The following is an 11,885-nucleotide window of genomic DNA, read 5'->3' as shown; positions in this document are numbered from 1 at the left end:
TCAGTTGATATTTTTCGCGTTCCTTGTGAAGTTGTTACACAGATTTTTTATATAATCCACGAGTATTCAAAATGAGTAAGGGTGAGCTCAATCACTTAATTCAACATCTACTTGAAGTACAGGTGACGGGTCGCCTGAGGGCTCACTACTCGTCCGGAAACCCCCACGGAATCAGGCGACCCGGTGCGCCGCGCCGAAACCGAACTTCGCCCGAGCACCCGCCAGCAGGGTGAGCACCAGCAGACACGCCGCCACGATGTTGATCAGCTGGAATCCGCCCAGCTCCAGCAGGCTGCCGGAGGCCGCAGCCATGATCGCGGCGCCGAAGTTCATGATCGAGTCCGACAGGCCCTGCAGCGGCACCCTGGCCGCAGCCGGGACCGAACCGTTGAGCACCATCGAACCGCCGATGAAACAGGCCGACCAGCCCACGCCCAGCAGAGTCAGGGCTGTGGAGATGCGCGGCATCTGGGAGCCGGCGATCGCATCGTAGATGCCCAGGGCGAAGGCGATCGCGAAGATCGCGTAGCCCAGGATCGCCACGGTCTGCCCGCCCCACTTATCTGCCATCCAACCGAACAACGGCGACAGTCCGTACATGCCCAGGATGTGCAGGCTGATGACGATCCCCACGAAGTGCAGCGCCATCCCGTCGTGGGCCATGTGAACCGGGGTCATCACCATCACCGATGACATCATCATCTGCGCCGTGGCGACCGTGACCAGCCCGAACAGGGCCACCTTGTTGCGGCACACGATACCGAGCACCTGGCGCACGCCGGGGGCGGGGGCCTCGGCCACGGCGACGTCCTCAGCCCGGCCCGGGGAGCCGGCCGCAGGCCCCTCCCCCACCGCACCGGGCACGGGCTCGGACTTCACGCGCGAGGCGAAAAAGGCCGCGATCGCGAAGGCGCAGACCGACAGGACGAAGGGGCCGGCCAGCGGGTGCAGACCAAGGGCCCGGCCCACATGGGCACCCGGTTCGGTCAGGTTGGGCCCCGCCACGGACCCGATCGTCGTCGCCCAAACCACGAAGGACATCATCCGGCCCTTGATGTGGTCGGGGGCGTCGTCGGTGGCGGCGTAGCGCGATTGCAGGCCGGTCGCCGTGGCCACGCCGATGAACAGCATGCCCATGAAGTAGCCGGGCGCGAAGTTCAGGGTGGTCGAGACCAGGATGATGAGCGCACCCACGGCCGCCAGCGAGAACCCGGTGGTCAGCGCCCGGCGCCGCGTGTACTTGCGCGCCAGGTTCGCCAGCGGGATCGCGGCGATCGCAGCGCCCAGGATCGAGGCGGTCTGCGACAGGCCGGCGAACTCGGTCGAGCCGGTGAGCTCTTCGGCCAGCAGGCCGCCCACCGCGATGCCCGAGGCGATGCCCACTCCGGAGAACAGCTGGCCCAGGGCCAGGAAGGTCGTATTGCGGGCCAGGGCACCGCGGGGTTTCGCGGGCGTGGCCTGTTGGGTCGTCATCGTCTCAGTCATCTCGTCTGCTCGTCGTGGTAGTGCGCTGCCGTGCTGGAAATCTTTGTCTCGTACGTGTGATACCTGCCATACTAAGCAATCGATATATCACTGTCACGGGTATCTCACAGCTCGATCAGATCGCGGTGCGTCCGGCCCCTGACGGCGGCCATCGCCTTCTTGTACCGACAGGCGAACAGCAGCACGCCCAACACGATCCACACGGCGGCGGCGATCCACACGGCCGGAGTGAAGTCCAGGACCAGCAGATAGGTCTGGTACAGGCAGACCGGCACGGCCACGATCGTCAGCACCCAGTGGGTCCTCTCCCCCAGTTTGAACGGTGCCGCCCGCTGCAGCTCCGGTGCCACATAGCGCATCCGCAGCGCGGAGACCAGCACGACGATGAAGATGATCTGGGTCAGCGCCGATGCCGCCGAGCCGATCATCGAGATGTCGATCCCCGCGACCGCCGGGACCAGACCAACGATGAACAGCAGGGTCAGCAGCACGTGCGGGGTACCGAATCGCTTGTTCACCGCACCCATCCAATGCGGCAGCCAGCGGTCATCACAGGCGGCCAGCAGGCTCTTCGAGCCCCACAGCATCTGTGCGTTGAGGGTGCCGATGATCGCGAACATCGCGCCGCCCAGGATGAAGAACAGCCACAGCCCATGGGGCATGAAGTGCTCGGCCACCGTGGACAGCGGTTCGCCCGCCACCTGTTCGATGGGCAGGACGCCCGCAGCGGGGATAGCGATGAGGACGTAGACGACTCCGACCAGCGCGGTGCCGCCGATCATCGCGATCGGGATGTCGCGGCCGGGGCGCTTCATCTCGCGGCCCAGCTCGGCGACGCCGGTGGCGCCACCGGTCGCGAAGGTCAGCAGGGCAGCGGCCTGCAGCAGCTTGGCGAAGCCGTTGGGCAGGGATTCCGGGTACATGTTCCAGTTCACCTGGGCCAGGCCGTAGGCGATGAAGCTGAAGAAGCCCAGCAACATGATCGCCAGCATCACCAACCCGACGCGCGAGGAGATGGACGACCCCATGAGGTTGGCGATGAAGAAGATGGTCACGAGGACCACGGCCACGGCCTTCTCGTTGAACCAGGGGTTGAGGGCGTGCAGATACGTTCCGGCCGACAGCCCGTACAGGCTGATCGAGGCCTGGGACAGCACGAACAGCCACATGGAGAAGAATCCGACCGCCGGGTGCAGCATCCGGGTGGGCCAGGTGTACGCCCCGCCCACCACGGGCATAGCCGAACCCATGGCGGCATACGGAATGGCGACCAGCACGATGGTCGACACCGCGATCCCGTAGGCCCAGGACACCCCGCCGCCCGTCATTGCGATCGCGGCGCCGGTCAGGGAAACGATTCCTCCGCCGATGATCTGGTTGATCGAGATGCCCAGGGCGCCCGGCAGGCCGATCGTGCGCTTGAGTTTGGTCTGGTGGAATTCGGTGCCGGCCGCAGCCGGGGCTGCTGCGGCGGTGCCGGTGGGTATTGTGCGGGACACGGAGTGCTCCTCGACGGTGCGGGAATCTTCAGGGCTTGGACTGTGCGGTTCGGCAATGCCTCCGGCTTGTGACCTGGGACATAATGAAGCTACAGCGATACTACAAACCGTCATCCTTTAATGCAACACTCTGTTGAACTACTTGATCAATTGAGTAGAGTTGCCAGCAGAGGTATGAGTCCAGCACCATGCAGGGCGGCGCTACCCCGACCATCGACACCCGAATCCCAAGGAGGCGCGTGTGACAACTCCCATCGCCGCTGATCCGACACCAGGCGCAACGAACCAGGAGACGCCCCAGGAGACGCCGTTCACGCGCACCATCGACGGTGAGCGCCTCATCGTCGTGTTCAAACAGCTGGTCGAGCCCCTGGGCCGTTCGCTGCCGGCCACCAGTGAGGTGGTGCTGCACGATCTGAGCCTGCTGCCCAATTCGATCGTGGCCGTCTACGGCGACGTCACCCATCGCAGGATCGGCGACCCGGCCACGGACCTGTTGTTGCACCGCAGTGCCACCCATCAATTGGAGACGGTGGTCGGCTATGAGACCCAGCTACCCGACGGGCGCAGGCTGAAGTCCTCGACCATGGTGATCAACGATGTGGCGGGCAACCCCGTGGCGGCCCTGTGCATCAACTCCGATACCAGCGTCTGGAATCAGGTCTCCCGCATCGCCGCGAGCATGCTGGGCCAGGAGACGGCCGGGGACGAGCCCTCTGAAACGGGAACCACCGGCGCCGAGGCCCCCGCCGGGCGGGGCGACGCGCCGGTTCCCGAATCCGGGCCGGGTGCGGTCCTGCGCCCGGCCGCGGAGCCTGCTGCCGCCTCGGCCCCGGCGACACCCGGGGATCCAGTGGCCGGGGCGGAAACCCGGGAACAGGAGACCGGCGCCTCGGCGCCCGCGGACCCCGAGGTGTTCGTCCGCGATGTCAACGAACTGGCCGACCTGCTGCTCTCGCGGGCGATCGCCCGGGTGGGCGTGCCCGTGCACCTGATGCGCAAGGCCCACAAGGTCGAGGCCGTGCGGATCCTGAAATCCCGCGGCATGTTCCTGCTGCGCGACGGGGTGGAGATGGTCGCCTCGGCGCTGGACGTCAGCCGCTTCACGATCTACAACTACCTCAACGAGATCGAAGCCGAGGCCCCCGCAGACGAACCAGGGGACGACACCGGGGACGATACCGCGGAGGCGGCGGGGTCCTGAGCGGAGAAAGAAGCCGCGAAACCAGGGCCGGGACCCGCGTTCTGCGTTAGGTTGGAAGGTGGACCCGCGCTGATCCTGCGCGCTCCGGAATCTACCCGGAAGGAGTTCACGATGAAGGTGAACGCAGCGGTTGCCACCGCACCGAAGACCGATCTGGAAATCCGCGAACTGGAGCTCGACGCCCCACGTCCCGACGAGGTCACCGTCCGCCTGGTCGCCAGCGGCGTCTGCCACACCGACGCGATCGTCCGCGACCAGTGGTACCCGACCCCGCTGCCGGCGGTGCTCGGCCACGAGGGCTCGGGCGTCGTCGAGGCCGTGGGCGCAGATGTCGTCGATCTGGCCGTCGGCGACAAGGTGGTGCTGGCCCCCGCGTCCTGCGGCGTCTGCGAGAACTGCATCGCCGGCCACCCGCAGTACTGTGTCGACTTCTACAACCTGAACTTCGGCGGGGCCAGGACCGACGGCTCGAAGATGTTCACCGATTCCGCAGGCGAACCCGTGTCCTCGAACTTCTTCGGGCAGTCCTCGTTCGCAACCCGCACCAATGTCCGCGCCCGCAATGCGGTCAAGGTCGACGACGACGCCCCACTGGAGAAGCTCGGGCCCCTGGGCTGCGGCATCATGACCGGCTCCGGTGCGGTCCTCAACGTCCTCAAGCCCGGCCCCGGGGAGTCGATCGCCATCTTCGGCACCGGCGCGGTGGGTCTGTCCGGGATGATGGGCGCGGTGGCCGCGGGCGCTACGACCATCATCATGGTCGACATCGTCCCCAGCCGCCTGGAGTTCGCCAAGGAGCTGGGCGCGACCCATGTGGTGAACTCCAAGGAGGTCGACCCCGTCGAGGCGATCCGGGAGATCACCGGTGGCAAGGGCGTCCAGTACGCCCTGGACACGACCGGCGTTCCGCCCGTGTTCTCCCAGATGACGAAGTCCCTGGCCCTGCGCGGGCACGGGGCACTGGTGGGTGCTGCCAAACTGGGCACCGAGGCGCCCTTCGACATCGGCACCCTGCTGACCAGCGGGATCAACGTGTCCATGGTCGTCGAGGGCGATGCAGTGCCGCGCGAGTACATCCCGAAACTGGTCTCGATGTATGAGAAGGGGCTCTTCCCCTTCGACAAGTTGGTCAAGACCTACGCCTTCGAGGACATCAACCAGGCCTTCGCGGATTCCGAATCGGGCACGACGATCAAACCGGTCGTCGTGTACTGAGCAGATACTGATCCTGTACCGCGCGGGGAGGCTCAACGCCCGCGGGTCGCGCCCGAGCCCTACAGCTCCGGGCGCACCCCGCGGGTGAAGGGCACATAGCCCAGCGATTCGACGGCGGCTGCCAGGGAGAACACCGTGTCATCGGCATAGGGCCTGCCCACGATCTGCGCACCCGTCGGCACCCCGTTGGAGGCGAACCCACTGGGCACACTCATCACCGGACAGCGGTTGTTGACATTGAGCTGGGCGGTCAGCAGGGCCTCGATCCCGCTGACCTGCCGGCCGCCCACCTCGATCCCCGTCGCATTGACGTCGACTCCCGCCGGCTGTCCGACCGTCGCCGAGGTCGGGCACACCAGCGCGTCAAAGCCCTTCATGATCCGCGCCAGGGCCTGCTGAATCGCCCATTCAGCCTGCACCGCGTCGTACATCGTGTGCTCCGCGGCGACCCGCCGGCCCAGCGCCACGGTGTCACGGCCGTACTCGGTCAGTTCGTCCTCGCGGCCGGCGGTGGTGCGCGTGACCAGCTGGGAATTCAACTGCCCGAAGTGCACCATGAGTGCGGTCGCGAACTCGCGCCGCAGGTCGGGGAAGGCGACCTGCTCGACCTCGGCCCCGGCGTCGGACAGGGCCTCGAGCAGGGCGCGGGTGTTGGCCCTGACCTCGGCGTCCACGGCGAAACCGCCCAGGTCCTCGCTGTAGGCGATGCGCATCCCGGCCACCGGTTCATCAGCGCGGATCGTGACGTCCGGCAGCGAGGTCTGGTCGCGCCAGTGCTGCCCGGAGATCAGGTTGAAGCCCACGCATGCGTCTTCCACACTGCGCGCCAGTAGGCCGTCGCCACGGTAGTAGTCGAGGCTGTTGGGCGCGGCACCGGGCACCCGGCCATAGGGCGCCTTATAACCCAGCAGTCCACAGTAGCTCGCGGGCCCGCGGGTCGAACCGCCGATGTCCGAGGCCGTTGCCAGGGTCGTCATCCCGGCGGCCAGGGCCGCACCGGACCCGCCGGAGGAACCGCCAGGTGAGAAATCCGGGTTCCAGGGGTTGCGGGTCACGCCCCAAGCCAGGGACTGGGTGTAGCCGGTGATGGAGAACTCCGGGGTGGCGGTGCGCACGTGCAGGATCGCCCCGGCCGCGCGCAGCCGCTCGACGACGGGATGGTCGAAGTCCGGCACGGTGCCGTCCCAGGCCAGCGAGCCCTCGGTCATATGGCGCCCGGCCATCGCGTGCTTCTCCTTGACCGCCACGGTGATCCCCTCCAGTGCCCTGGCGGTGCCGGCGCGGTAGCGTTCCGTGGCGGCAGCGGCCAGTTCGCGGGCCTCATCGTCGTAGCGGTCGACGATCGCGCCCAGGCCGTCGGTACCGCCGTCGGGGGTGCCGCCGGACCCGTCGTGGGCGTCGATGCGCGCCAGTTGCGCCTCGAGCACCGCGGCGGGAGTGGTGGTTCCGGCACGGAAAGCGGTCAACAATTCCGTGGCGGAGGCGTAGGCCAGCTCGGTGGGATCGGTGAAGTCGGTGTGCTCGCTCATGGCACCACTCTAATATGCTCCACGTCACAATATCGGGCGGTGGCTCCACTGTGTCGAGAGTGGCTCCACTGTGTCGAGAGTGGCTCCACACAGTGTCATATGACAGGCCCACGGTGCCGCGGCCGGGTTCGGGCCTAGCCTGTGAGCAGCGAAAACAAAACACCACGTATCTCAAGGAGGAACCATGGGTGAGAAGATCGAATCGACGATCGAGAGCTTCGAACTGGACCACACCATCGTCAAGGCGCCGTATGTGCGCCGGATCGCCGTAGAGCACGGCCCCGGCGGGGATGCGCTGTCGAACTTCGATCTGCGCCTGACCCAGCCGAACGAGACGGCCATTCCCACCGGCGGCCTGCACACGATCGAGCATCTGCTGGCCGGGCTGCTGCGCGACCGCCTGCCCGGGATCGTGGACTGCTCGCCGTTCGGCTGCCGCACCGGCTTCCACCTGATCGTCTGGGGTGAGCCCACCGCCGGCGAGGTCGCCGCGGCCCTGAAGGACGCGCTGGACCAGATCGCGCACTCCATCACCTGGGACGATGTGCCCGGCACCACGATCGAGACCTGCGGCAACTACCGCGACCACAGCCTGTTCTCCGCACAGGAATGGTCGAAGACCGTGCTGGAGCAGGGCATCAGCATCGACGCCTTCGACCGTTCCGTACTCGCGTGAGCACAGTTTCCGCACGCAGTCCACTCCCCCGCTTCCCAGAACTGCGCGGCCGGGTCGCCCTCGTCACCGGCGGTGCCCAGGGCATCGGCGCCGCCGTGCGCGACACCCTGCTGGCCCAGGGCGCCACGGTCATCAGCGCCGATCTGGCCCATCCGAGCGCGGAACCCACAGAGGTCGCGGTGGGAACCGCGGCCTCGGCGGCAGGCGGAACGGCGGCTGCGACCGGCGGCCGCCTGTTCGAGGCGCGCCTGGACGTCTCGGACGAGGCCGGGGTCGAGGCCCTGCTCGACGCGGCCTGGCGCGGGGTGGGACCCGTGAGCGTCCTGGTCAACGTCGCGGGCATGTCGACGATGGACTTCGTCGTCGATTCCACCCTGGCGAACTGGGAGAAGACCAACCGGGTGAACTCGACCGGCACCTATCTGGTGGCCAGGGGCGTGGCGCGCCGGCTCAAGGATGCGGGCCTGCCCGGACGGATCGTGCTGCTGGCCAGCCAGGCGGGCAAGAACGGCTACCGCGCGATGGGCGCCTATGTCGCATCGAAGCACGCGGTGCTGGGGCTGACGAAGACCATGGCGATCGAATTGGCCGCCGACGGAATCCTGGTCAATGCGATCTGCCCGGGGATCGTCGAGACCCCGATGAAGCACCGCGAGCGCGTCGAGGGCGGAGCGCTGCGCGGGATGACCGCGGCCGAGGTCGAGGCCGAGGACAACTCCCAGGTCCCGCTGGGACGGACCGCCGATCCGCAGGACGTGGCCAATGTGGCGCTGTTCCTGGTGTCGGACCTGGCGTCCTATATGACGGGCCAGGGCATCAACGTCACCGGCGGCATGACGATGCACTGAGGACTTGGGGCTGCGCGAGGGCCAATGCACAGGACCCCGCAGGCGAGATATGTACTACATATGTAGGTATTTGTTCAGTCGCACGGCTTCGAGTCGTGCGACTGATCGCATTCACCCCGATTTCGCCTTGTATCGACCCTTTTGGTTACTCTCGCGCCACTGAAGCCAGTCCGAGTGAACAAACACCTGCACATGTATCTCACTCAACATATTCACACAATCTATGTCTTTTGAGACTGTTTGCACTAGATTACTCTCATATACATGAAACTATCGCAAACAGTCATAAGAACTATCCACCGACCCTTATTGACCTCGGAGGTGCGTAGAACCGGGATCTCCCGGACCCCACGGGACGGCAGGAACGGACTGCGACTCATCTACTCCGGTGTGTGGACCAGTGATGATGTCACCCAGGATGTCGAGTGCCCCCGGTTCGGAGCAGATGATCCCGACTGGCTCGAACTGCGCACTCGCGCAGCCGCCCTCCAACGACTCTTCCCCGATGCGCGCCCCGGCCGGCGCACGGGAGCCTATCTACGCGGATTGCCCGTCTCCACCGACACCTCGCTCCTGCAGATCAGCCGCCGGGCGGGAACGGGGTTGATCCGCAGGCCCGGCATCGACACCCTGCGCACCAAGCACCATGGGGACCACCCGACGGCGGGCATCCTGGTGCAACCGACGGCCTTTCTCATCGTCGAGCTCACGCGGATCCTCCAGCCGGTGGACATGGTCTACCTCCTGGATGCCGTCATGGGGCCCTGGCACGGTCCACCCGAGGCGACCAAGGCCGAGATCCGGGCGTTCGCCGATGCACTGGGAAACTTTCGCGGGCGCAGAAATCTCCTGACGGCCCTGGAGACCGCGCGGGAGAAAGTCGGCTCGCCTCGGGAGACACGTCTGCGCCTGGCCCTGGAGAAAGCCGGCCTGCCCACCCCCGTTGTGGGCCACCCCGTGACGATTCCGGGATTCGGCACCATCCATCCCGATTTGGCCTACCCCGGGATCAAACTCGCCATCGAATACGAGGGTGGGCACCACTTCCTCGACGCCGATCAGATCGAACACGATATGCAGCGGTACTTCTATCTGACGAAGGCCGGCTGGCTTGTCATCCGCGTCTCCAAGTACACCGCGCTGAGCTGGGTCCTGGCGGAAGTCAGGGAGCACATCGCCACAAAGGCCCTGCCTTTGTATTGAGCCACGCCTGTATTAGACCGTACAGTCGCACGGCGTGGGGTTCCACGAACATGCGACACCACGCCATCCAGGCCACGAATCAGCGCCCGGAGGTTACACTCGCACCGCCACGGCGCCCGCGAGTGAACAAACACCTACAGTTGTGGGTGCACCCAGCGCCCCAGAGCTCAGCGCCTCAGCACTCCACCACATTCACCGCGAGGCCGCCCATTGCGGTCTCCTTGTACTTGTGGCTCATGTCCTCGCCCGTGGACTTCATCGTCTGGATCACCTCGTCCAGGCTCACGCGGTGCTCGCCATCGCCCCACAGCGCCATCTTCGCGGCGTTGATCGCCTTGCCCGCGGCGATCGCATTGCGTTCGATGCACGGCACCTGGACCAGTCCGGCGATCGGATCGCAGGTCAGGCCCAGATTGTGCTCCATCGCGATCTCGGCGGCGTTCTCCACCTGCTTGGGGGTCCCGCCGAGGACCTGCGCCAGGCCGGCCGCTGCCATCGAGGACGCGGATCCGACCTCGCCCTGGCAGCCGACCTCGGCCCCGGAGATCGAGGCGTTGCGCTTGTAGAGCGTGCCGATCGCGGTGGCGGTGAGCAGGAATTCGACGATCGCGCGCTCCCGCCCCCGCTGCCCCTCGGCCACGACACCGGGCACATAGTTCAGGGCGTAGTGCATGACGGCGGGGATGATCCCGGCCGCGCCATTCGTGGGCGCGGTGACGACCCGCCCGCCCGAGGCGTTCTCCTCGTTGACGGCCAGCGCCACCAGGTTCACCCATTCCTGGTAGAACTCCGGTTTGCGCTCGGGATCCATCTCCTTGAGCTTGAGGAACCAGTCGTGCGCGCGCCTGCGCACATTGAGCCCGCCGGGCAGGAAGCCGGAGCGGTCGATCGAGTTCGCCGCACACTGTTCCATCACCTCGTAGATGTGCAGCACGCCGGCGCGGATCTGCGATTCGGTCCGGCTGGTCAGCTCATTGTCCAGCACCAGCCGCCAGAACGGCTTGCCGGTGTGCCCGGCCAGTTCCAGCAGATCAGCGCCCGAGGCGAACGCATGCACCGCAGCCGGCGCCCCGGAGGGTGCCCCCTGGGACGCCTGCGCGGCGCCGTCGGCCGCCTCGCCTTCCTCATCCGAGGCCGCGACGATGAAACCGCCGCCCACAGAGTAGTAGGTGTCGTGGGCCAGCTGGGCGCCGTCCCGGTCGAAGGCCGTGAGTTCCAGCGCGTTCGTGTGTCGCGGCAGCACGGTCAGCGGGCGCTTGACCATGTCCGCCTCGGTGAACGGCAGACAGCGGACCTCGCCGGGGAACGCCCCCGCGCCGATCAGGCGGTCGGCAAACGGCAGCATCCCGGTCTGGGCCAGGCGCGAGTTCCGGGCGTCGACCTCATTCGGCAGGGTGGTCTCCGGGTCGCAGCCCTGCAGGCCCAGCAGGATTGCATCGAAGGTGCCGTGGCCGGAACCCGTGGCGGCCAGCGAACCGAATACGTCCACCCGCAGCCCGGCCAGGCGGGACCAGTCCCCGGCCACGGCCTCGGCCACCAGGTGCGTGAAGCGCAGGCCCGCGCGCATCGGGCCGACGGTGTGCGATGACGACGGGCCGATGCCCACCGTGAACAGTTCGAAGACGCTGACCATGACTACCCTTCTCCTATACCCACGCTGAGCAGGCGGTTCGGTCGGCTCGCAGGCACTTTTCTCAGACCGAATCGCCTGCTCAGCGTCAGGGGGTGTTTCCTCAGATGTGGTTGGCCGCGGCGTAGGCGGCGGCGTCCAGCAGCTCGCCCGCTGCGGTGACCTCGACCTCGAACAGCCAGCCGGCGCCATAGGGGTCCGAGTTCAGCAGGCTCGAGTCCGCGGTGGCGGCCTCGTTGACCGCGGTCACGGTACCGGACACGGGTGCCACGATATCGGATACCGACTTCGTCGATTCAACCTCGCCACAGGCCTGACCTGCGGTGATGCTATCACCGACGGCCGGGGGCTCGACGAAGACGACCTCGCCGAGGGCGTCGGCGGCGACCGCGGTGATGCCCACGCGCACGGTCGTGCCGACCAGTTCGGATGCGGTCGTGTTGACCCATTCGTGGTCCGCCGAGTACTGGAAGTCCTGCGGCAGCGAGGGAAGTTCGGCCATGATGTTGCTCCTTTGAATATGTGTGTATGAAAACTCTAGAACGCTCGCGCCATGCGCGGGCCCGACGCCTTAAGCCCGACGCCTTGGGCCCGCG

At 66.7% G+C, this 11,885-nt stretch carries 10 protein-coding genes; 5 read left to right on the top strand and 5 right to left on the bottom strand.

Annotated features, from left to right (window positions below):
* Window positions 1–171 precede the first annotated feature (171 nt).
* Window positions 172–1,485, bottom strand: coding sequence for an MFS transporter (locus tag NQ038_RS13040; protein WP_257062763.1), 1,314 nt, complete (start codon window positions 1,483–1,485; stop codon window positions 172–174).
* 104 nt (window positions 1,486–1,589) lie between these two features.
* Entirely contained in the window at window positions 1,590–2,984 is a 1,395-nt protein-coding gene (locus tag NQ038_RS13035) for an APC family permease (protein WP_257062762.1), read from the bottom strand.
* Between the two features lie 241 nt (window positions 2,985–3,225).
* Between NQ038_RS13035 and NQ038_RS13030 the strand changes: the two genes are divergently transcribed.
* Entirely contained in the window at window positions 3,226–4,188 is a 963-nt protein-coding gene (locus NQ038_RS13030; protein ID WP_257062760.1) for a helix-turn-helix transcriptional regulator, read from the top strand.
* A 111-nt stretch (window positions 4,189–4,299) separates the two neighbouring features.
* Complete coding sequence (locus tag NQ038_RS13025) at window positions 4,300–5,403, top strand: NAD(P)-dependent alcohol dehydrogenase (RefSeq protein ID WP_257062759.1); 1,104 nt, start codon at window positions 4,300–4,302, stop codon at window positions 5,401–5,403.
* Window positions 5,404–5,462: 59 nt separating this feature from the next.
* Here the strand turns inward: NQ038_RS13025 and NQ038_RS13020 are convergent, their stop codons facing one another.
* Window positions 5,463–6,932 carry an amidase gene (locus NQ038_RS13020; RefSeq protein ID WP_257062758.1) on the bottom strand — a complete coding sequence of 490 codons (1,470 nt, stop codon included), beginning with the start codon at window positions 6,930–6,932 and terminating at the stop codon, window positions 5,463–5,465.
* Window positions 6,933–7,116: 184 nt separating this feature from the next.
* Between NQ038_RS13020 and NQ038_RS13015 the strand changes: the two genes are divergently transcribed.
* The 3 genes from NQ038_RS13015 (at window position 7,117) to NQ038_RS13005 (ending at window position 9,659) form a co-directional block, all read left to right on the top strand.
* Window positions 7,117–7,608, top strand: a complete 492-nt coding sequence (locus NQ038_RS13015) for an S-ribosylhomocysteine lyase (RefSeq protein ID WP_257062757.1) — start codon at window positions 7,117–7,119, stop codon at window positions 7,606–7,608.
* Window positions 7,605–8,456 carry an SDR family NAD(P)-dependent oxidoreductase gene (locus NQ038_RS13010; RefSeq protein WP_257062755.1) on the top strand — a complete coding sequence of 284 codons (852 nt, stop codon included), beginning with the start codon at window positions 7,605–7,607 and terminating at the stop codon, window positions 8,454–8,456. Before NQ038_RS13015 ends, NQ038_RS13010 begins: the two co-directional genes overlap by 4 nt.
* A gap of 390 nt (window positions 8,457–8,846) precedes the next feature.
* A complete protein-coding gene (locus NQ038_RS13005; RefSeq protein WP_257062754.1) occupies window positions 8,847–9,659 on the top strand; it encodes an endonuclease domain-containing protein in 813 nt (270 codons plus the stop codon).
* A 175-nt stretch (window positions 9,660–9,834) separates the two neighbouring features.
* Here the strand turns inward: NQ038_RS13005 and NQ038_RS13000 are convergent, their stop codons facing one another.
* Both NQ038_RS13000 and gcvH read right to left on the bottom strand, forming a co-directional pair.
* On the bottom strand, window positions 9,835–11,292 hold the full coding sequence (locus NQ038_RS13000) for an L-serine ammonia-lyase (RefSeq protein WP_257062753.1): 1,458 nt from the start codon (window positions 11,290–11,292) through the stop codon (window positions 9,835–9,837).
* Between the two features lie 100 nt (window positions 11,293–11,392).
* On the bottom strand, window positions 11,393–11,791 hold the full coding sequence (gene gcvH, locus NQ038_RS12995) for a glycine cleavage system protein GcvH (protein WP_257062751.1): 399 nt from the start codon (window positions 11,789–11,791) through the stop codon (window positions 11,393–11,395).
* Window positions 11,792–11,885 lie beyond the last annotated feature (94 nt).

Origin of the sequence: Brevibacterium sp. 50QC2O2, from assembly GCF_024580675.1 — a bacterium.
Taxonomy (GTDB): Bacteria; Actinomycetota; Actinomycetes; order Actinomycetales; family Brevibacteriaceae; genus Brevibacterium; species Brevibacterium moorei.
Note: the sequence above shows the minus strand (reverse complement) of the source record. Positions and strands in the feature narration are given on the sequence as shown.

Excerpts from the sequence above, each read along its gene's own strand:
- NQ038_RS13040 (WP_257062763.1), bottom strand. The coding sequence starts at position 1,485 with ATGACTGAGACGATGACGACCCAACAGGCCACGCCCGCGAAACCCCGC.
- NQ038_RS13025 (WP_257062759.1), top strand. The coding sequence starts at position 4,300 with ATGAAGGTGAACGCAGCGGTTGCCACCGCACCGAAGACCGATCTGGAA.
- NQ038_RS13020 (WP_257062758.1), bottom strand. The coding sequence starts at position 6,932 with ATGAGCGAGCACACCGACTTCACCGATCCCACCGAGCTGGCCTACGCC.
- NQ038_RS13015 (WP_257062757.1), top strand. The coding sequence starts at position 7,117 with ATGGGTGAGAAGATCGAATCGACGATCGAGAGCTTCGAACTGGACCAC.
- NQ038_RS13000 (WP_257062753.1), bottom strand. The coding sequence starts at position 11,292 with ATGGTCAGCGTCTTCGAACTGTTCACGGTGGGCATCGGCCCGTCGTCA.
- gcvH (WP_257062751.1), bottom strand. The coding sequence starts at position 11,791 with ATGGCCGAACTTCCCTCGCTGCCGCAGGACTTCCAGTACTCGGCGGAC.